Source organism: Flavobacterium pectinovorum (genome assembly GCF_006438875.1).
Classification (GTDB): Bacteria; Bacteroidota; Bacteroidia; order Flavobacteriales; family Flavobacteriaceae; genus Flavobacterium; species Flavobacterium pectinovorum_A.
The window spans coordinates 450,557-470,017 of record NZ_RCZH01000002.1 but is presented as its reverse complement, the minus strand read 5'-3'; the positions used below and the strand labels follow the sequence as shown (position 1 = coordinate 470,017).

16 protein-coding genes are annotated in these 19,461 nt (G+C 35.0%); 8 read left to right on the top strand and 8 right to left on the bottom strand.

The window, feature by feature from the left end; translation table 11 throughout:
* Nucleotides 1-19: 19 nt before the first annotated feature.
* The 5 genes from EAH81_RS04370 to EAH81_RS04350 all read right to left on the bottom strand — a co-directional run bounded on the left by EAH81_RS04370 (nucleotide 20) and on the right by EAH81_RS04350 (nucleotide 8,639).
* Nucleotides 20-4,714, bottom strand: a complete 4,695-nt coding sequence (locus tag EAH81_RS04370; protein WP_140504151.1) for a PorP/SprF family type IX secretion system membrane protein — start codon at nucleotides 4,712-4,714, stop codon at nucleotides 20-22.
* A 1-nt stretch (nucleotide 4,715) separates the two neighbouring features.
* Nucleotides 4,716-6,179, bottom strand: a complete 1,464-nt coding sequence (sprC, locus tag EAH81_RS04365) for a gliding motility protein SprC (RefSeq protein ID WP_140504149.1) — start codon at nucleotides 6,177-6,179, stop codon at nucleotides 4,716-4,718.
* Nucleotides 6,176-6,592: a hypothetical protein gene (locus tag EAH81_RS04360; protein ID WP_140504146.1), complete on the bottom strand. Its 417-nt coding sequence runs from the start codon at nucleotides 6,590-6,592 to the stop codon at nucleotides 6,176-6,178. The genes sprC and EAH81_RS04360 overlap by 4 nt, the downstream gene beginning before the upstream one ends.
* Nucleotides 6,593-6,695: 103 nt before the next feature.
* On the bottom strand, nucleotides 6,696-7,988 hold the full coding sequence (locus EAH81_RS04355; RefSeq protein ID WP_140504144.1) for a hypothetical protein: 1,293 nt from the start codon (nucleotides 7,986-7,988) through the stop codon (nucleotides 6,696-6,698).
* A 198-nt stretch (nucleotides 7,989-8,186) separates the two neighbouring features.
* The gene (locus tag EAH81_RS04350; protein ID WP_099710087.1) at nucleotides 8,187-8,639 is read right to left on the bottom strand and encodes a hypothetical protein; all 453 of its coding nucleotides are present in this window, start codon (nucleotides 8,637-8,639) and stop codon (nucleotides 8,187-8,189) included.
* Between the two features lie 432 nt (nucleotides 8,640-9,071).
* On the opposite strand from EAH81_RS04350, the gene EAH81_RS04345 reads away from it, so the two are divergent.
* The 4 genes from EAH81_RS04345 (at nucleotide 9,072) to recA (ending at nucleotide 12,438) form a co-directional block, all read left to right on the top strand.
* Nucleotides 9,072-10,220, top strand: coding sequence for an ATP-binding protein (locus tag EAH81_RS04345; protein WP_140504142.1), 1,149 nt, complete (start codon nucleotides 9,072-9,074; stop codon nucleotides 10,218-10,220).
* Between the two features lie 7 nt (nucleotides 10,221-10,227).
* Nucleotides 10,228-10,611, top strand: coding sequence for a DoxX family protein (locus tag EAH81_RS04340; protein WP_140504139.1), 384 nt, complete (start codon nucleotides 10,228-10,230; stop codon nucleotides 10,609-10,611).
* A 120-nt stretch (nucleotides 10,612-10,731) separates the two neighbouring features.
* Entirely contained in the window at nucleotides 10,732-11,241 is a 510-nt protein-coding gene (locus EAH81_RS04335; RefSeq protein WP_140504137.1) for an acyl-CoA thioesterase, read from the top strand.
* Between the two features lie 189 nt (nucleotides 11,242-11,430).
* Complete coding sequence (gene recA / locus EAH81_RS04330; RefSeq protein ID WP_140504181.1) at nucleotides 11,431-12,438, top strand: recombinase RecA; 1,008 nt, start codon at nucleotides 11,431-11,433, stop codon at nucleotides 12,436-12,438.
* Nucleotides 12,439-13,024: 586 nt separating this feature from the next.
* On the opposite strand, the gene EAH81_RS04325 is transcribed toward recA, so the two are convergent.
* Entirely contained in the window at nucleotides 13,025-13,765 is a 741-nt protein-coding gene (locus tag EAH81_RS04325; protein WP_140504134.1) for a lysophospholipid acyltransferase family protein, read from the bottom strand.
* 270 nt (nucleotides 13,766-14,035) lie between these two features.
* On the opposite strand from EAH81_RS04325, the gene EAH81_RS04320 reads away from it, so the two are divergent.
* Both EAH81_RS04320 and trpS read left to right on the top strand, forming a co-directional pair.
* Complete coding sequence (locus EAH81_RS04320; protein ID WP_317130488.1) at nucleotides 14,036-14,446, top strand: GxxExxY protein; 411 nt, start codon at nucleotides 14,036-14,038, stop codon at nucleotides 14,444-14,446.
* Nucleotides 14,447-14,615: 169 nt separating this feature from the next.
* Nucleotides 14,616-15,590, top strand: coding sequence for a tryptophan--tRNA ligase (trpS, locus tag EAH81_RS04315; protein WP_140504129.1), 975 nt, complete (start codon nucleotides 14,616-14,618; stop codon nucleotides 15,588-15,590).
* 77 nt (nucleotides 15,591-15,667) lie between these two features.
* Here the strand turns inward: trpS and dprA are convergent, their stop codons facing one another.
* Nucleotides 15,668-16,768, bottom strand: a complete 1,101-nt coding sequence (dprA, locus tag EAH81_RS04310; protein ID WP_140504126.1) for a DNA-processing protein DprA — start codon at nucleotides 16,766-16,768, stop codon at nucleotides 15,668-15,670.
* Between the two features lie 237 nt (nucleotides 16,769-17,005).
* On the opposite strand from dprA, the gene EAH81_RS04305 reads away from it, so the two are divergent.
* Together EAH81_RS04305 and EAH81_RS04300 are read left to right on the top strand one after the other, a co-directional pair.
* The gene (locus EAH81_RS04305) at nucleotides 17,006-17,974 is read left to right on the top strand and encodes an SPOR domain-containing protein (RefSeq protein ID WP_140504124.1); all 969 of its coding nucleotides are present in this window, start codon (nucleotides 17,006-17,008) and stop codon (nucleotides 17,972-17,974) included.
* A 132-nt stretch (nucleotides 17,975-18,106) separates the two neighbouring features.
* Entirely contained in the window at nucleotides 18,107-18,526 is a 420-nt protein-coding gene (locus tag EAH81_RS04300) for a hypothetical protein (protein WP_140504121.1), read from the top strand.
* Between the two features lie 40 nt (nucleotides 18,527-18,566).
* Here the strand turns inward: EAH81_RS04300 and EAH81_RS04295 are convergent, their stop codons facing one another.
* Entirely contained in the window at nucleotides 18,567-19,328 is a 762-nt protein-coding gene (locus EAH81_RS04295) for a hypothetical protein (protein ID WP_140504118.1), read from the bottom strand.
* Nucleotides 19,329-19,461 lie beyond the last annotated feature (133 nt).

Genomic DNA, 19,461 nt, shown 5'->3' with positions numbered 1-19,461 from the left:
CTTTAAAATCTAATTCTTATTAATTCTCAACTTTTACGATAGCCATTTTTCCATTATATGGCTTGTTTCCTTTTGCTTCTAATGCCTTAGTTGCTTCAGATAAACCTTCAAATTTCTCGTAATAGATATAGTATTTACTAGTTGTTACATTATAAAAGAAATTAACATCTGAGCGTCCTGCGGCAACCGCTTTAGTCAGGAATTCATCTCTTTTTTCAGCACTGCTGTGAACTGCGATAATCAAGTAGTAACCACTTTCAGAATTTTTAATATTCTTGATAATCTGCATATTTGACTGGTCTTCGCCAAAATCAAAATCATTTGCAGTCAATGGTGTGCTGCTTGGTTTAGTCGTTTCTTTTATACGTTTAAGAGCAGCTACGTCTTGTGAATATCTTCCCTGATCATTTTCGTAAGCGGCACGTTTAATTCTACGTTTTTTCTCAATTTCAGTTTCTGCTTTGATACGTTCTAAATTCGCCAATAATGCTGCACTATCTTGTTCTGCTTTTATTTGTGCTGCTTTTAATTGGTTTATTTTTTCCAGATACGCTCTGTTTAAAGCATCATTTTTATTCGGTACTTTTTTAAGTCTTTCGTTATACAAATTAGTCAACTTGTCAATTTCTTCTTTTTGAAGTCTGTTTGCATCTGCAAGTTGTGTTTTTAAAGCTTCTAACTGACTGTTTTCTGCAGCAACACTTTTGAACGGTTTAGGCTCTTTGTAAATTCCTTTATCACTTAAGTCATTTTCTTCTCTCAAGTCGTTCAGGTCTTTTTGTTTGTTAGCTACTGTTGCATTAAACTGTGCCAATATATCGTTCTGCGCTTTCGCTGAATTTTCAATAGAAAGTGCCAAATTATCAATTACTTTTGCAGTCTCATCTTTAGGAGCCGAAGCAGCTTTTGCAGCCGCCGCATCTGCAGCCAGCTTCGCTTTTAATTCCGCTTCTTCTGCAAGTTTAGCTTGTAAAGCTTCAGCATCTGCTTTCGCTTTTGCGTCTGCAGCTAATTGTAATTGTTTCGCTTCAGCATCAGCTTTTACTTTTTCTTCCGCTTCTTGTCTCGCTCTGACAGCATCTTCTTCCGCTTTTGCTTTGGCATCAATAGCTTGTTTTGCTTTTAGTGCATCTGCGTCAGCTTTTGCTTTAGCATCGGCAGCTAATTTCGCTTGTAAGGCTTCTGCATCTGCTTTAGTTTTTGCATCAGCAGCTAATTTTGCCTGACGTGCTTCTTCTGCTACTTGCAATTGTCTTGCTTCCTCATCTGCTTGTGCTTTTGCAGTTGCCTCAGCATCTGCTTTTACTTTTGCGTCAGCTAGTAATTTTGCCTGCAATGCGATCATATCGGCTTTCGCTTTTGCATCGGCTGTTAGTTTGGCTTGTTGCGCTTCTGCATCTGCTTTCGCTTTAGCATCGGCAGCTAATTTTGCCTGACGAGCCTCTTCTTCAACTTTTGCTTTTTCTTCGGCAACTTGTCTTGCTTGAAGAGCCTGTGCATCAGCTTGTGCTTTTGCATCGGCAGCTAACTTAACTTGAAGAGCTTCTGCATCGGCTTTTGCTTTTGCATCAGCAGCCAATTTCGCTTGAAGTGCTTCCGCATCGGCTTTTGCTTTTGCATCTGCAGCTAGTTTTGCCTGAAGAGCTTCGGCATCGGCTTTTGCTTTTGCATCAGCAGCCAATTTCGCTTGAAGTGCTTCCGCATCGGCTTGTGCTTTTGCATCAGCTGCCAATTTCGCTTGAAGAGCTTCGGCATCGGCTTTTGCTTTTGCATCTGCAGCTAACTTAGCTTGAAGTGCTTCGGCATCAGCTTTTGCTTTTGCATCCGCAGCTAACTTAGCTTGTAACGCTTCTGCATCCGCTTTTGCTTTTGCATCAGCAGCCAATTTCGCCTGACGGGCATCTTCCGCTTCTTGTAATTGTTTTGCTTCTGCATCTGCCATTGCTTTAGCAGTTGCTTCTGCATCGGCTTTTACTCTTGCATCAGCTATTAATTTCGCTTGTAATGCTTCCATATCTGCTTTTGCTTTTGCATCAGCGACCAATTTAGCTTGTAATGCTTCTGCGTCAGCTTTTGCTTTTGCATCTGCGGCTAACTTAGCTTGTAGTGCTTCTGCGTCAGCTTTTGCTTTTRCATCTGCAGCTAACTTAGCTTGTAATGCTTCTGCGTCGGCTTTTGCTTTTGCATCAGCTACTAATTTAGCTTGTAATGCTTCTGCATCCGCTTTTGCTTTTGCATCGGCATCTAATTTTGCCTGACGAGCATCTTCATCAGCTTTAACTTTGGCATCAGCTGCTTGTTTTGCTTTAAGAGCTTCTGCATCGGCTTTTGCTTTTGCGTCCGCTACTAATTTAGCTTGTAATGCTTCTGCATCTGCTTTAGCTTTTGCGTCCGCTGCTAATTTAGCTTGCAATGCTTCTGCATCGGCTTTAGCCTTAGCATCAGCAGCTAGTTTAGCTTGTAATATGTCATCCTCTGCTTTTGCTTTTGCATCTGCAGCTTGTTTAATTTTTAAGGCTTCTGCATCCGCTTTAGCTTTTGCGTCAGCAGCAATTCTTGCTTGTCTTGCTTCTGCATCAGCTTGTGCTTTTGCATCAGCAGCTAGTTTTTCTTTCAATGCGGCATCTTCTGCAGCTTTTGCTTTCGCAGCAGCGGCTAATTTTGCTTTGTTTGCAGCATCAATACTTACTTTCGTTTTAGCAGATTCAGCAGCTTTTATCTTTGTTTCTGCGGCTAATCTTGCTTGATACGCATCTGAATCAGCTTTAGCTTTAGCATCAGCAGCCAGAATTGATTGTAAGTCTGCGGCTTCCGCTTTTGCTTTTGCATCGGCTTTACGTTTTGCTTCAGCAGCATCTGCTTTGGCTTTTGCATCTGCAGCCAATTTAACTTTTAGAGCTTCAGCATCTGCTTTGGCTTTATTATCTGCTTCTAATTTTTTAGCTGCAGCTTCAGCATCAGCCTTCGCTTTCTCTGCAGTTAATTCTGCTTGCGTTTTCTGTGGTGCAGCTGCTTTTGCTTTTGCAGCATTTTCAGCATCCGCTTTAGATTTATCTGCGGCCAACTTCGCTTTTAAGGCTTCAGCATCTGCTTTGGCTTTGTCAGCAGCAAGTTGCGCTTGTGTTTTTTGTGCTGCCGGTTTATTAGCAACTCCTGCTTTAGCTTTAGCAGTATTTTCAGCATCGGCTTTAGCCTTAGCATCTGCAGCTAATTTTATTTTTAAAGCTTCAGCATCTGCTCTTGATTTATCTGCAGCAAGTTGTGCTTGTGTTTTTGGTATTGCCGGACTAGCAGCTGCTGGTTTATTTGCAATTGCTTTTGCTCTTGCGGCTGCAGCGGCATCTACTCTTGCTTTATTATCTGCTGCCAATTTAATTCGGCGTGCTTCTGCATCAGCTCTTGCTTTATCAGCTGTCAATTGCGCTTGCGTTTTTTGTTCTGCGCCAACGGCTCTGTTTGTACTTGCTGTTTGTACTCTCGCTGCAGCTGCGGCATCGGCTTTGGCTTTTGCATCAGCAGCTAATTTTATTTTAATAGCTTCAGCATCTGCTTTAGCTTTATTGTCTGCTTCTAGTTTTGCTTTTGCAGCAGCTTCGGCATCAGCCTTCGCTTTTTCTGCAGCTGCAAGTCGTATTTGTTTTGCATCAGCATCGGCTACAGCTTTAGCATCAGCAGCTAACTTTGCTTTGGTTGCTCCATCAACTCTGGTAACCGGAGCAGTTGTATTTTTCTTAGCCGGTACCGGTTTTGATCTGGCAGGATCTATAAGCGAACCCTCTTCATCATCTCCGTAATAGTAATTTCTGTTTTTGAATTTATACGCAATCGCAAATTCATGAGATCCGCCAAGATTGGAGAAATTACCCATTCCTCTTTCGTAGTTGTATTCGATAGCAATGCTAGGCGAAATATTAACTCCTAATCCTGCTGAAACTCCATATAATGTATTGTATCCGGCTTGTGCCCAAACTCCTTGCGGAATTGTAATCATGGCCAGTCCTGAAAGTACTGTTTTGTCTTTTTTAACTTCCGTTTTTAGGATTCCGGAAAATTTACTTCTGTCAAAAAAACCATAACTATCAATGTATCCTGTATACATGGCGTGCAATTCTATGGCTCTTTCCGGATCGTCTTTTACAATTCCTGATCCAAAATTGTAAAGAATCAAATTGTTAACCGACAATCCAAAATCAAGAAATGCTGTTCCGTAGTTGATCCCGGGATTAACTGTAAGTAACATATTTGACGGATAATCTCCGTTTAAAATAGTTGGATCATCAGAGATTATTTTCCCTTGATCCAGACCGCTTTTATAAAAACCGACATTCATACCAAAAGTAAGATTGCTGTCTTCCTGCAAAACGATATTATGGGCAAAGTTTCCAATTCCTCCAAAGACGGTCATTAAACCATAATTCTGTTGAAAAAGACCAAAAGCAAATGCTTCATTTTCTCTAAAACGTCCTGAATAATTGGCTAAATAAGTATTGGGAGCATCATCAAATTGTGTCCATTGTCTTTTGTTATAGAAACTTGCATAAGCACTTGTTTCTCTAACAAAACTGAATGTTGGGTTGATTAAATATCTATTAAACTTTAAAGAATTTCTGATAGGTAACGAAAACGAAACAACTCCATTCTCAGGTGTGGTCTGGGAATAGAGTGCATTTGAAAAACCGTAAAATAAAGTTATGAATAGTAAAATTTTCTTCATATTATTTTATCACAGTTATTGATCCTTTTTTTTCGCCTGTGTCGGATTGAATGACATAGTAATATACTGGATTTACATTTTTAAAATCTATTGCCGTTTGAGGCCAATCTCCTTGGTAATTAACAACGTCCAGGACCTTGTCGCCGTTTGAACTTATAATAATAACTTTTGTAGTATCATTTTTATATATATCCGGAATATTCCAATAAGGATTGATTCCGCTTAACTTTAATATGTTAGGAATAACACCAGTAACTGCTTCGATTTCTGATGTAATTTTAAATGGGAATTCTTTTGTAACAACACATCCTAAAGACTGAGAAATCACTGCTTTATAATTACCTATTGTTGCTACTTTGTAATTAGTTCCTGTTGCTCCTTGTATAACATTACCGTTTAAGAACCACTCAATTTTTGGATTGATTGCATCAGTAATAATATTGACATCAAGTATTTCACCATCTTTTAATTTGTACACATCTGCAACGTCAATACTTGCATTAAATCCATTACTTTTCAGGTCTATTGTACCACTTGCCGTACATCCTCCAAAATCAACATCAACAGTATAGATCCCTGGGTCTGTAGCCTTGATTGAACGAGTAGTAGCTCCGTTAATTACTACATTGTCTTTTTTCCATACATAACTATTTCCTGAAGTGGAAGTTGCTGTTAGAATCGTTCCGTCTGCACTTGAACAAAAAGGATTCCCTAAGCTCGAATCTATTGTAACTGCAGAACCGGCACCTGACGAGGAAACGGTAACACGATTTGAATAAGATTCAGAAGTACAGGTTCCGTAATTGGTTTCTACATAATAAACGCCTACTGCCGTAACTTTATAACTTGGCCCTGTGGCTCCCGCCATAAGAGTTGGAGGTGTCGAAACACCATTGTCTTTATACCAGTTATAAGTCAAAAAAGGGTATTTTAAAGGCGAATCGTTTGGAGGTGTTGTTGTGTCCGGATCGATAGTTAACAGAATACTGCCACCAGCACAAAAAGTTGCCGTACCGTTAAAGTTATTTATCGTGTACTGCTTATCATGCGCTTTATAATAAATAGGAAAAGAAGTTTTTAGGCCAAATGAAACAAACTTTGCACTTGAAAAACCTGTTGTTGAAACCCTTAAACTATAAGTATCAGATCCCGGAAGATCAGATGGAACATTAAATCTTATCGTTTTTTGATTGACTGCAGGATCTGAAACATCTATTGTATTTGCAGTCACAATAGTTGTAAAATTGTTTGTTGAAAGTTCTACAACAAAAACAGTCCCAGCTGGAAAACCAGAATAGGTAAACGTTGCATTATACTGCGTAGTATTGTCTGCACAAATCCTGTCAAACGCTAAAACCTGTGGATTTATAGTTTTAGTCTGAGCATAAGAACTCGTTTCAGTACCAAAGAAAATACTAAAAAAAAGGAAAAAACAGGTAAAATTAAAAGTAGTTTTTTGAATCATATAGTGCGAGTTCTGGCTAAATCTATACGCTCAAAAAACAAAATGTCGATGAATGTTTCTGAAAAATCATACTTATAATTCTCAATTATATCTTTTGCAAGAGCAGAATAACTATAAGTAATTGTTGAGTTTTCGTCACAGTTTGATGACTGATTATTCACCTCATTTGCAACAGCAGAGCTATCCTTGGGGATGGATAGCCCTACTATACAATGATTAGAATCATCTAATTTGCTGATATTACTATCAACTATGTCATTCTTTTGGTTTAGTGCATTAAACGCAGCTGATTCGCAGTTAGAATCAATAGAAATTGTAGGTCTTTCTACTGTACTTTGTGCATACAGACTTAACGTAATAGGAGAAACCAAAAATATTGTATATAAGAAATATTTTTTTGTAGATAGTATCATTATGTCTTGATCTTTATTTGGGTCCGTATGAGACGAATACATAAATTGTGTCTGGGGACTTTATTAATAAAATTTACGCTTTGAAATAAAAATCGAAATCTATTTATCTGTTTCCGCTAGAGGCTGTAATTTTTCCTAGTTGCAGTCTAAAATCTGGTTTTTTAGGGTTAAAAATATCAATGAATGTTTCTTTGTTATCACTTTGTGCCATAACATTGAAAAACACGGTGTTTCCGTACCAGTTCTCTAGATCTTCATTGTTAGAATTGTACTCTGTAAAGATGTTTCCGTTACATAGGTTAAAGTACATTTCTTCAATTTTGATTTTCTTAAGGTTGGCATCATTAATCTCGGTTTTACTATCTAATAAAACAGCAGGATTAAATCCGGAAATTACGCTTCTTTTCATTTCAAGAGAAGCAGTTTCGGCTACATAAACAGCCTCTTTTACTAAACCTGACTGAATATCAGCTTTTATATTTTCACTATCATTAAGCATAGTGATGTTTGTTGCAACAACTAAAGTTTGTTTTTTATTGAAATCAGTTTCATTTTTCTTTTCAAATGATTTTACTTCCATGCAACGAGAACCGTCTTTATTACTTGATAAATAAGAAGATCTAACGGCTAATGAGTTGTATAAACGACATTGAACACCTTGTGTAAATTTGTAATCGTCGTTGATAGATTTATAAGAAACTAATTTAGTAGCGTTTACATCACCTCCAAAAAAGGCAAATGAGTCACCACCAGAGTAGCTTACCATAATGTTTTCAAGTATAGTTTTAGATCCAACACCAGCAATAGTTAAACCATTGAAAGTATCAACACCTTTTACTTTTTTTCCGGCAAATTCGATTCTCACAAATCTCAAAACGCCTGAATTTCCTGCAGCATTATCACCACCATAAGTAGTAAGTGTAGGATCAAGATCTAAGTTATAAGAACCAACATTTCCAAATTTATTGATTGGTGCATCACCAAGGATTACAATTCCTCCCCAGTCTCCAGCTTTTTTCTGGCTGCGGTTAGAAGTAAATACGACAGGGTCAGTTTCTAAACCATCTGCAATAAGTTGTGCACCTTTTGTAACTACCAATGTTCCTTTTGTTTCGAAATCACCAATAATTAAAGTTCCTGGTTCAATTGTTAAAACAGCATTGTTCGTAACATAAACATTGCCTTGTAAAACATATATATTCCTCTTCAGCAATTTAGTATTAACAGAAATGTTTCCTGCTAAAATTTGGTTTGCTTCTCCATACTCTACTTTGTTAGGCTTAAATTCGGTCCAGTTGTTCAACCAATTGTTGTAGCCCATAATTCCTTTCTCTTGCTGAGCACTCATACTAGCAACTGTCAAAAGAACGCAGATCATTTGAGTAATTTTTTTCATGATAAGGTGGTATTATTTGGGGTTAATAATAAATTTGGGTATGCGTATGCGTAAATGAAAAAACTCATCTCGAATTCCCTGAAAAAAATCAGAACACTTCGAGAACGAGTTGTTTTTTATCCTTTTTCAAATGCTGCAGAAAGTTTACACCATCTACGTAAACATCTTCAAAAAGGTTTTAAAAAATATTTTTAAATATTACATTTCGTTCAATTCGTTGAACTCGTGTAATGATTTCAATGTACTTTCGTAAAATAAAATTGCTGCGATCAGGTTTCCTTTATCAGAATACGGCATCATTTTTCTTTGAAATTCTACTGTCGTATCCAGGAAAGTTGTTGTACCAACGGCTTGAGCATCCAATACTTTTTTGTGTTCAGAATCGTCCGGAATACCTAAGTCTGCCATCGTAACACCAGGTTTAGTAACTAAAGCAATGTAAGGAAGAGTTTTAACTAAAACTTTAATACGCTCAATGTACAATTCTAAAAGTTCTCCTTTTTGCATACCACTTAATTCTTTCTGATCATGGTATTTTCGGATAAGTGCAGTTGTACTAATGATACTTCTTGGAGCGTTTTTTGCCTGTGCAGAAATAGCACCGGTTGTCAAGAAAAAAAGTGTACTTAATAAAATAATTTTCCCTTTCATAAATTCTGATTATAAGTGGTTGTTATGAAAACAAAAATATATAAATTAACTTAAATTGCAACTTTATTGATTTCTTTTTTCAAAAAAAAAGCTTAAAAAAACCTTAAAAAACAACCTTATGTCGAGAAAATGTGCGTTTTAACGGGGTTTTTGTTAAAATTGTTAAAACAAAAACCGTAAGATTATGTTTATTAAAAAATTTTAATGTTTGAAATTAATAACCAAAAAAACCTTACGTTAGTCGTTTTATCCAAAAAACTATTAACAAAAAAGTCTTAATATCTCCTCAGATTCGTCTCTTTATTAACAAAAGTTGGTTAACAAACTTCAAAAAATTGCATCCAAAACTCCAATAACGTCAGAAATGAAACGCAACGAGTAAACTTTTGATCGAAAATTTTTGCCTGTATCATTTTCTTCTATCTTTGCTTCATGCAATTTTCACAAATTTTAGGTCAGGATTACATCAAAAGTCACTTGATAAAAAGTGCATCTTCCGGACGAATTCCGCACGCTCAATTATTCATTGGGCCAGAAGGGAGTGGCACATTATCAGCAGCAATTGCCTACGCGCAATATATTTTGTGTAACAATACAGGAAATGAAAACTCAAACGGAAATGATTCCTGCAATTTGAAGTTTCAAAACATCTCACATCCCGATTTGCATTTTATATATCCAACAGTAACAACCGAGGATGTAAAAACCAAACCAAAAAGTTTAGACTTCATTCAGGACTGGCGCACCTTTATTCAGGAAATGCCTTACGGAGGATTGTTTGACTGGTATAAAATTCTTGGTGTTCAAAACAAACAGGGAGAAATTCGGGTCGAAGATGCTCAGGAAGTTTTAAAATCGCTTTCGCTAAAATCTTATGAAGGCGGCTACAAAATTATGATCATCTGGATGGCTGATAAAATGAATATCGCAGCATCAAATAAGCTTCTGAAATTATTGGAAGAACCATCGGATAAAACCATTTTTATTCTGATTTCTGAAAATGAAGAAGACATCATACAAACCATAAGATCACGTTGTCAGGTAATTCACTTTAATGGATTACCGGAAAAAGTAATTGCCGAAGCTCTAATTTCAAAAGAAAATATCGACGAAAAAGCCGCTTTTAAAATTGCACATCAGGCGCAGGGAAATTTTAACCGTGCCTTACATTTATTAAAAGAAGATGATTCAGAATATCCTTTTGAGCAATGGTTTGTCAATTGGGTGCGTGCAGCTTTTAGAGCCAAAGGAAATGCCGCTGCAATTCAGGATCTGATTTCCTGGAGTGAAGAAATAGCAGGATTAGGACGCGAAAGTCAAAAAAAATTCATTCAGTTTTGTATCGAAATGTTTCGTCAGGCACTTTTACTCAATTATCAGGCACCAACTTTAGTCTACATTGAACCAAAAGTTGATAAATTCAAACTCGAAAATTTTGCTCCGTTCGTAAATGGAAATAACATTCACGAAATTTTCAAAGAACTTTCAGAAGCCATGTATCACATTGAAAGAAATGGAAATGCAAAAATAATCCTAACCGATTTATCCATAAAATTGACTCGTTTAATTCATAAAAAATAATTTTCAAATGAATAATGTTGCCTCTATTTTACTATTAGCTTTTCTAGCCTTAACGTTTTTACAATCAGGATATGAAAAAATATTTTATTGGAAAGATAATGTGGAATGGCTTAAAGGTCATTTTGCCAAAACAATACTAAAGAACCAAGTGCCTCTCGCCTTACTTCATCTTTTAATTTTAGAATTAATTTCCGGAATTTTATGTGTTGTTGGTGCCATACAATTATTGACAGACAGCGGTCGTGAATTTGGTTTATATGGCGCTATTTTCTCCTGTATCTCTTTGTTAATGATGCTTTTTGGGCAACGATTAGCCAAAGATTATGATGGCGCGAGAACTATCGTTATCTATTTTATCCCAGCTATAATGGCTGTTTATTGGTTGAATTAAAAAATATGCCACAGATTTCACAGATTAAAAGGATTAGAAAAATCGTTGAAATCCTTTTAATCTGTGGCAAAAAAACGTCTACAAAGTGGACATGAAAAATAAAATTTTACAGTGAAAAAAATGAATCCAAAACATCCTTCAGAATCCCTAACAATCTTAACTGATTTAGTTTTACCGAGCGAAACAAATCCTTTAAACAATCTTTTTGGCGGTGAATTATTAGCCCGTATGGATCGTGCAGCCAGTATTGCAGCGCGCAGACATTCACGCCGAATTGTGGTTACTGCATCTGTAAATCACGTTGCTTTTAACAGGGCCATTCCCCTTGGAGCCGTAGTTACAATAGAAGCAAAGGTTTCCAGATCTTTTAAAAGTTCTATGGAAGTTTTTATCGATGTTTGGGTAGAAGACCGTGAATCTGGAAGCAGAACCAAAGCCAACGAAGCCATTTATACTTTTGTTGCCGTTGATGATAGCGGAAGACCTGTTGAAGTTCCGCCAATTGCGCCGGAAACGGATCTTGAAATTCAACGTTTTGATGCTGCTTTACGTCGTAAACAATTGAGCTTATTGCTTGCCGGAAAGATAAAACCGGAAGAGGCCACAGAATTAAAGGCTTTATTTTTATAATACAAATTGTGCAAATTTGATACAATTTGGAACAATCAAACTTCAAAAAAAGAAGTATTTTTACACCATTCCAAGCCTGATACAAATCTAAATCAGTAAGTTATTTAATTTCTGATTTGTTTTGAAAATGAAAGAATTATAAAAATTTAGATGAAAGAAAAAGTAAAAGAAGTAAAAGAAAAAAAAGAGATGAGTTCAGAAAAAGAAGCCAAATTAAAAGCGCTCCAACTTACGCTTGATAAACTAGATAAGACATACGGTAAAGGAACTGTAATGAAAATGGGCGACAAAGCCATTGTAGAAGTAGAAACTATTTCTTCAGGTTCTCTTGGTGTTGATTTAGCGCTTGGAGTAAATGGTTACCCTAGAGGAAGAATCATTGAAATATATGGTCCGGAATCTTCTGGAAAAACAACCTTAACCTTACATGCAATTGCTGAAGCTCAAAAAGCGGGTGGAATTGCTGCTTTTATAGATGCTGAGCATGCTTTTGATAGAAATTATGCAGAAAAATTAGGCGTAGATATCGAAAACCTAATCATCTCTCAACCAGATAACGGGGAACAAGCTCTGGAAATTGCTGAGAATTTAATTCGTTCAGGAGCAATTGATATTGTGGTAATTGACTCTGTTGCTGCATTGACACCAAAAAGTGAAATCGAAGGTGAAATGGGAGATTCTAAAATGGGTCTTCACGCACGTTTGATGTCACAGGCTTTAAGAAAATTAACCGGAACTATTAGTAAAACGAATTGTACTGTTTTCTTCATCAACCAGTTGAGAGAGAAAATTGGTGTTATGTTTGGAAATCCTGAAACTACAACGGGTGGTAACGCATTAAAATTCTACGCTTCTGTACGTATCGATATTCGTCGTTCTTCTCAAATTAAAGATGGTGAAAATGTTATTGGAAACCGAACTAAAGTTAAGATCGTAAAAAACAAAGTAGCTCCGCCTTTCAAAACTGCTGAATTCGACATTATGTACGGAGAAGGAGTTTCTAAAACTGGAGAAATTCTTGATTTAGCGGTTGAATTTGAGATCGTTAAAAAAGCAGGATCTTGGTTTAGCTACGGAGATACAAAATTAGGACAAGGTCGTGATGCTGTAAAATCTTTAATCAAAGATAATCCGGAATTAGCAGATGAATTAGAAGCAAAAATTAAAGCGCATATCAAAGAATTGGCAAACGCTTAATACACAAATACATCACAATACATCAACAAATTGTTGATCAATTTACAAAACCGACATGTTTTAATAACTGTCGGTTTTTTTATTTAAAAATAAATCCAAAAAGGACGCAACCATTTTAAAACATTTCCATCTATACAATTAAACCTAAGATTTGATTCGTATTTGGCCATAAGTACCCATTTCGAAGGTTCTTTTTATAATAAATTTGGTTGGTTTATTTTATAGAAATCCGTTAGTTTATTTGGTGCTAACGGGTTTTTATCCTTTTTTTATTTCGTTTTTAAAATTTTTACGCAACCTTTTTCCTTTTTTTATCTCTATACTATATGACATTAACTGGAGTTCTAAGCAAACTCTTTATTAGCAATCCTATAATATTTTTGACTTATGAAAGAGAAAATAGAAGTGTTGTACAATAAAAACCGCCGAATAACCAAATTAAAATTAAAAAAAGTATTACGTTTCATTTCAGAAAAGATAATTCATCGATAATCTTTGAATAGAAGACGGGGGTTTTTAATTCAAAAGGAAACCCGACAAATTTCAAAGTTTGTCGGGTTTCATCGTTTTATTGCGATTTTAGATTTTACTTTTTAAATTCAAGTAAACCTTTATAAATCAATTGTCTTACTCTGTCACGAAGCTCTTTCCTATTTTCACTTCCAAGACCTTCTGTTGCTACAAAAGGCAATACTTTCACGCGCATTTTTCCGGGACTTCCGCTGAAAAAACGATACGAAAAACGTTCTTTATTATCCGCAAAAACGATAGGAACGATAGGAATATGATGTTCTAAAGCCAATCTAAAAGCACCGTCTTTAAACTCATCCAACAAAATAGATTCATCGTCAGGAACTCCTCCTTCTGGAAAAATACAAATACTAAGTCCTTGATTAAGTCTGCTTTGTGCTCTCTTGAATACATCGTTTTTGCTTTTTGAAGAATTTCTATCTACTAAAATACAAGTTCTTTTATAGAAAAACCCAAACAACGGAATCTTCGAAAGTTCTTTTTTTCCAACGAAAACAAAAGGATTTCGTACCACCGCCAACATCAACATAATATCGGTCATTGAAGTATGGTTCGCCACAATCATGTAGCTCTTATTTTTGATCAGCTTCTGTTCGCGTTCGATTTTATAATAGAAACCCATGCCAAAAAGGATGAATTTAGCCCAAATGCGGGCCATTTTAAAGAAATAGGGATAACCACTCTCTGATATAATAGAAATCAGTAAAAACGGCAGCATAATCAATATCGGAATAGCCATCAAGACGTAAAACCAAATGCGCCACAAAACCCAAAAAACAATTTTAATTCCTTTCATGGTTTCAAATGTAAGAAAAGCGAAGTGATTTTAGATTTTTAGATCATTAGATTTTTAGAATATTAGACTTTATCAGCGAAAATTAATTTGCGAAATGCTTTTTACCGCAAAGTTCACAAAGTTTTTTCGCAAAGGAAAGAAGTTATTTTGCATATCGATATTGTAAGCAAATAAGATCACAAGCTGTATGTTATAAGATATCACTTTACAAAACTTTGTAAACTTTGCGAAAAAACTTTGCGTGCTTTGCGGTGAAACTTAAATAATATCATGAGAAAATCTGCGTTAAATTTAATAAAAACTATGACAGAAAACGAGATATCAAATATTATAATTGGACTTGCAATTGAAATTCATAAAGCGCTTGGACCAGGTTTATTGGAGAATGCTTACCAGGAATGCTTGTTTTATAAAATTAAACAACGAGGGCTTGTTGTTGAAAAAGAGAAGACAATGCCTTTAATTTTTGAAAAAGTTCAACTTGATTGTGCATATCGAATCGACTTACTTGTTGAAAACAAATTTATAATTGAAATAAAAAGTGTAGAATCACTTACCGTAAATCATCTGGCACAGACTCTAACTTATTTAAAAATTGGTAAATATAAGCTCGGATTATTAATAAATTTCAATGAAGTTTTACTAAAAAACGGCATCAGAAGGGTCGTAAATAACTTATAGATAAAGCTTAGAGAACTTCTTTAACCTTCTTAATACTTCGTGAACTTTGCGAAAAAACTTTGCGAACTTTGCGGTAAAAAATGTCAAAATAAACTTTACGTAAAGCTATTGCACACTTTGCGGTTAAAAAAAACATCACGACATTTGCAGTTAAAGAATAAAAACTAAAATGGCAAAAATACTAACTGGTGTTCAGAGTACTGGAACGCCACATTTGGGAAATTTATTAGGCGCAATTATTCCTGCAATTGAATTATCGAATGATCCTGCAAACGAATCTTATTTGTTTATTGCTGATTTACACTCGATTACACAAATTAAAGATGGTAAAACATTAAGAGAAAATACATACAGCACTGCAGCAGCTTGGCTTGCTTGTGGTTTAAAACCCGATAAAGTTACGTTCTACAGACAATCTGATGTAACTCAAACAACTGAATTAACCTGGTATTTAAGTTGTTTTTTTCCATTTCAAAGACTGACTTTAGCACATTCTTTCAAAGATAAAGCAGATCGTTTAGACGACGTTAATGCCGGACTTTTTACCTATCCGATGTTAATGGCGGCTGACATTTTACTATATGATGCTGAATTTGTTCCGGTTGGAAAAGACCAGTTGCAGCATTTAGAAATTACTCGTGCTGTAGCTTCTCGTTTCAATCACCAAATGGGCGAAACATTTGTAATTCCTGAAGCTAAAATTCAAAAGGACAGTACGTTGATTCCGGGAACTAACGGTGGAAAAATGAGTAAATCTGCCAATAATATTATCAATATTTTCCTTGACGATAAAACGCTTCGCAAGCAGGTTATGAGCATCGAAACAGATAGTACACCACTTGAAGATCCGAAAGATCCGGATACTTGTAATGCGTTTGCAATTTATGCATTACTAGCATCTGAAGCGCAAATCGCTGAAATGAGAGCGAATTATCTTGGTGGAAATTACGGTTACGGTCACGCCAAACAAGCTTTGTTTGAATTGATTACCGAAAAATTTAAAACTGAAAGAGAAAAATACAATTACTACATCAACAACCTTGAAGAAGTAGATGCGCTTTTGAAAAAAGGTGCAGGAAAAGCTTCCATTATTGCTGACGGTGTTTTGGCTAAAGTTCGAGCAATACTTGGATTTGGTAAATAATATCTTGCCACAAATTACACTAATTTCCACTAATTAATTCGGGAGAATTAGTGTAATTCGTGGCTACTTTTTTTCTGTCAAATAGCCTCAAACAATTTCCCGGGCAAAGGTCTGATTACACCTTTAAGTTCCATATTTAAAAGGATTCCTGATATTTTATAGATTGGAAAATCACATTGTAAAGCAATAAAATCCAATATTTCTTTTCCGTTTTTTAGGAGAAAATCATATACTTTTTGTTCTTCAGGTTCCAGTTCAACAAAGAGTTGTTTTTGAACTGCTTTTGACTTGCTTTCAACATCCCAATTCAGAATATAAATCAAATCTGCAGCGCTTGTCAGAACGTTTGCTTTTTGCGTTTTAATCAGGTTATTACAACCTTGGCTGTATTTGTCCGTAACGCGTCCTGGAACGGCAAAAACATCCCGATTATAATCATTAGCAAGATTTGCTGTAATAAGCGAACCGCCTTTATCTGCAGATTCTATTACAATCGTAGCCTCAGTCATGCCGGCAACAATGCGATTTCTGCGTACAAAATTTTCTTTATCCGGGCTTGAAGTACTCCAAAACTCCGTCATAAATCCCCCATTTTCCTCCATTTTTGCCACATACTTTTTATGCATTTTAGGATAAATTTGGTTTAAACCATGCGCCAGAACTCCAATAGTCTGCAAGTTGTTTTCAACAGCAAATTGATGCGCTGCAATATCAACACCATACGCAAATCCGCTTACAATAACCGGATCAAGCGGCACTAAATCTTCAATTAGCTTTTTGCAAAACTCACTTCCATACGATGTAATCTGGCGTGTTCCGACAATACTAATTAATTTTCTATTTTTCAAATTTATATTTCCGGACGAAAAGATCAAAACAGGCGAATCGATGCAATGTTTCAACCGATCGGGGTAATTTTCGTCTTGAAAAAAGGAAACATTTATATTATTAGATTTAATAAATTCAAGTTCCTCATTGGCTTTTTCAAAAATGGATTTGTCGTGAATTTTTTTTAATAAAGAACTTCCAACTCCATCAATAGCAGCAATTTGATTTAATTTTGCCTTAAAAACTGACTCTGCATTACCGCAGTGCGTCAGCAGTTTTTTGGCCATAATATCTCCAACTCCATCTACTTTTAATAATGCTAATAAATAAAATAATTCCTGATCTGACATCTGCTAAAATATTATGTAAAATAGAATATAAAATTCTAATAAATTAATACTGCAAATATGGTTAAAATAAAGTAATTTCTTAATAAAAACACCAATTAACACTATGCCCAATTTTCAATAACTAATAACATTGTTATTAAAATACTGAAAATTAATTATCTATAAAAATATCGCAATTGTTAATAAAAATTGTGAATAAAATTTTGATAACTATATTCGTTGCCTAACTTTGCTAATATGAAAATCGAAACTTACATAGGACAGTTATTGTATCGTTATCAGTGTGTAACGGTTCCGGGGTTCGGAGCATTTTTAACCGAAATTCAGTCGGCACAGCTTAATGAAAGCACAAATTCGTTTTTTCCACCCAAAAAAATGATCTCTTTCAACAGTCATTTGAGAAACAATGATGGATTGTTGGCAAATCATATTGCAAATGCAGAAAAAACATCTTACGGTTTTGCTGTAAGCGCTATTGCATTTGAGGTTTTAAGCTGGAAAAAAACATTAGAAGAAAACGGTACTATTACTCTAAAAGGAATTGGTGAAATTCGCTTTAATTCTGAAAAAAATATAATTTTCACACCAAATGATCAAACCAATTATTTAACAAGTTCATTTGGATTAAGTCCATTTGTTTCTCCGTTAGTTAAAAAAGAAATCTTCGAGAAAAAAATCGAGAGAATTTCTGAAAGAGAAACAGTATTATTGCATGAAAATGAAGAAGAAAACAGATCTTCAAATCCACTGCTGAAATACGCTGCAATTCTTGTCTTAGGGCTTGGAATTACAGGTAGTATTGGATATCCTTTATACCAAAATCAAATTGCCACCAAAACATTGATCGTTGAAAGTGCAGTTCAGAAAAAAGTACAAAACAAGATTCAGGAAGCAACATTTTTTATCCAAAATCCTCTTCCGGCAGTTACACTTTCAGTAGACTCTACAAAGGTTGAAACTGTTGAAGAAAAAACAATGCCATATCACATTATGGCTGGAGCTTACAGAAGCGAACAAAACGCAAGAAAAGCGTATAACCAACTTATAAAAGATGGTTACAGTGCAAGAATGCTTGGTGAAAATAAGCACGGTTTATTTCCTGTTTTGTATGGAAGTTATGCTACAATGGCTGAAGCCGAAAAGGCACAAAAAGAAATTCAAAAAGGCGAAAATCCAGATGCCTGGATCTTGGTTGAATCACTATAAAATTTAAAAATCCTCTTCTAACCAAGAGGATTTTTTTTGTCTTATTTTGTATGTAAAAAGACTTTATTTGGTATTGCAAGTTTTCTTCAGCCACTATTTTTGTTCTTCATTAACAAGAACAAAAATAAAATCATGAATTCTAAATTAAAATTATTCTTCGCTTTCTTCCTTATCATTTCTACTCAACATTTTTATGCACAGGACGCTTTATCAAAAAAAGCAGATCAGGAAACTAAAAGATCTTCTGACGAACTTCATAAAAAGCTTAATGATGAACAATCCAGATTGAAAAAAGAGCAAAAAAAAGTGGGGAATCATCAAAAAGATCTGAAAAATTCAGAAAAAAATCTTGATAAAACGAAACAGAAAATTTCAAAACTAGAAGCTGATAATCAAAAAATTAATACAAAGATTAATACTAGTTCGTTTACTGCAGAAGAATCTCAAAAACAAGCTATTAAAGTAAAACAGAAAGAAGTTGAAATTCAAAAACTTAAGCTGAAACAAATAGATCAGCAAAAAGATTTAGAAAAAGTAAAAGCTTCTCTTTAAACAATAAAAAATCCTATTGGCTGCTACCAATAGGATTTTTTTATTTAGCAATTATTTTGGCGCTCTGAGTAAGGATTACCTTCGTGCCCTGATAGATTGTGAGTTTCGCAGGAGGCGAATTTTTTTCGCCCAAAACGATGAATGCGCATTCATACTTGAAATTGTCTTTTATAAATTCGTATTGATGATTTCCTCCTATTCCCTCTACAACAAGTTCACCTCTGTAGATAATTAAATCCGGCTTTTCAGTCATTTTTTTATCAATAGACCACGAAGCATAACGATAATTATTGTTTCCCAGATTATCAATTCTAATTCTAAATTTAGCCGTTTCTAAAATACAAATCGGTTTCTGAAAAAAAGCAATACTTGAATCCAGATCCTTTTTTTGCGAGGCTATCAGTTTGTTTCTGAGATCTGTTTCAAATTTAGATTGATAATTTACTGCGGTTAATCGTCCGTCAACATCCATCCAAATACTTCCGTGATTTAACATAATCCCTCTCAAACCCATATCAGACCAGTCTTTCTCAGGATTTGAAGTTATTATTTCATTTTTTAAAGTGGAATCAAATAGTTCTTTATAACGCTTTATAAAGTCTGTTTTATCAACAATATCAGGTATTGGATACTCTCGCTCCAAAGGATATACAATCAGGTCTCCAATCGCCTCTTTGTTATCGTTTTTTACGTTTGTCATAAATTTGTTTACAAATGCCTTGTATTCTGTTTTTAACTCCTGAGCGGTCAAAAAAGCAGAACTTAAAATCAATAACACTAAAAATACATTTTTTAATTTCATCTTTAAAATACTTTTAATAGTTTATTAATCTGGTAACTACGATCAAATATAATTATAATTACTGCGAATCAAGAGTTAAAGTGCTTTTATGCACGAAATATTGGTAGACATAAGATTCAAAATTCGTTGGCAT

Bases quoted from the DNA above. Each gene is read 5' to 3' on its own strand.
- sprC (WP_140504149.1), bottom strand. From the start codon at position 6,179: ATGATTCAAAAAACTACTTTTAATTTTACCTGTTTTTTCCTTTTTTTT.
- EAH81_RS04360 (WP_140504146.1), bottom strand. From the start codon at position 6,592: ATGATACTATCTACAAAAAAATATTTCTTATATACAATATTTTTGGTT.
- EAH81_RS04355 (WP_140504144.1), bottom strand. From the start codon at position 7,988: ATGAAAAAAATTACTCAAATGATCTGCGTTCTTTTGACAGTTGCTAGT.
- EAH81_RS04350 (WP_099710087.1), bottom strand. From the start codon at position 8,639: ATGAAAGGGAAAATTATTTTATTAAGTACACTTTTTTTCTTGACAACC.
- EAH81_RS04345 (WP_140504142.1), top strand. From the start codon at position 9,072: ATGCAATTTTCACAAATTTTAGGTCAGGATTACATCAAAAGTCACTTG.
- EAH81_RS04340 (WP_140504139.1), top strand. From the start codon at position 10,228: ATGAATAATGTTGCCTCTATTTTACTATTAGCTTTTCTAGCCTTAACG.
- EAH81_RS04335 (WP_140504137.1), top strand. From the start codon at position 10,732: ATGAATCCAAAACATCCTTCAGAATCCCTAACAATCTTAACTGATTTA.
- recA (WP_140504181.1), top strand. From the start codon at position 11,431: ATGAGTTCAGAAAAAGAAGCCAAATTAAAAGCGCTCCAACTTACGCTT.
- EAH81_RS04325 (WP_140504134.1), bottom strand. From the start codon at position 13,765: ATGAAAGGAATTAAAATTGTTTTTTGGGTTTTGTGGCGCATTTGGTTT.
- EAH81_RS04320 (WP_317130488.1), top strand. From the start codon at position 14,036: ATGAGAAAATCTGCGTTAAATTTAATAAAAACTATGACAGAAAACGAG.
- trpS (WP_140504129.1), top strand. From the start codon at position 14,616: ATGGCAAAAATACTAACTGGTGTTCAGAGTACTGGAACGCCACATTTG.
- dprA (WP_140504126.1), bottom strand. From the start codon at position 16,768: ATGTCAGATCAGGAATTATTTTATTTATTAGCATTATTAAAAGTAGAT.
- EAH81_RS04305 (WP_140504124.1), top strand. From the start codon at position 17,006: ATGAAAATCGAAACTTACATAGGACAGTTATTGTATCGTTATCAGTGT.
- EAH81_RS04300 (WP_140504121.1), top strand. From the start codon at position 18,107: ATGAATTCTAAATTAAAATTATTCTTCGCTTTCTTCCTTATCATTTCT.
- EAH81_RS04295 (WP_140504118.1), bottom strand. From the start codon at position 19,328: ATGAAATTAAAAAATGTATTTTTAGTGTTATTGATTTTAAGTTCTGCT.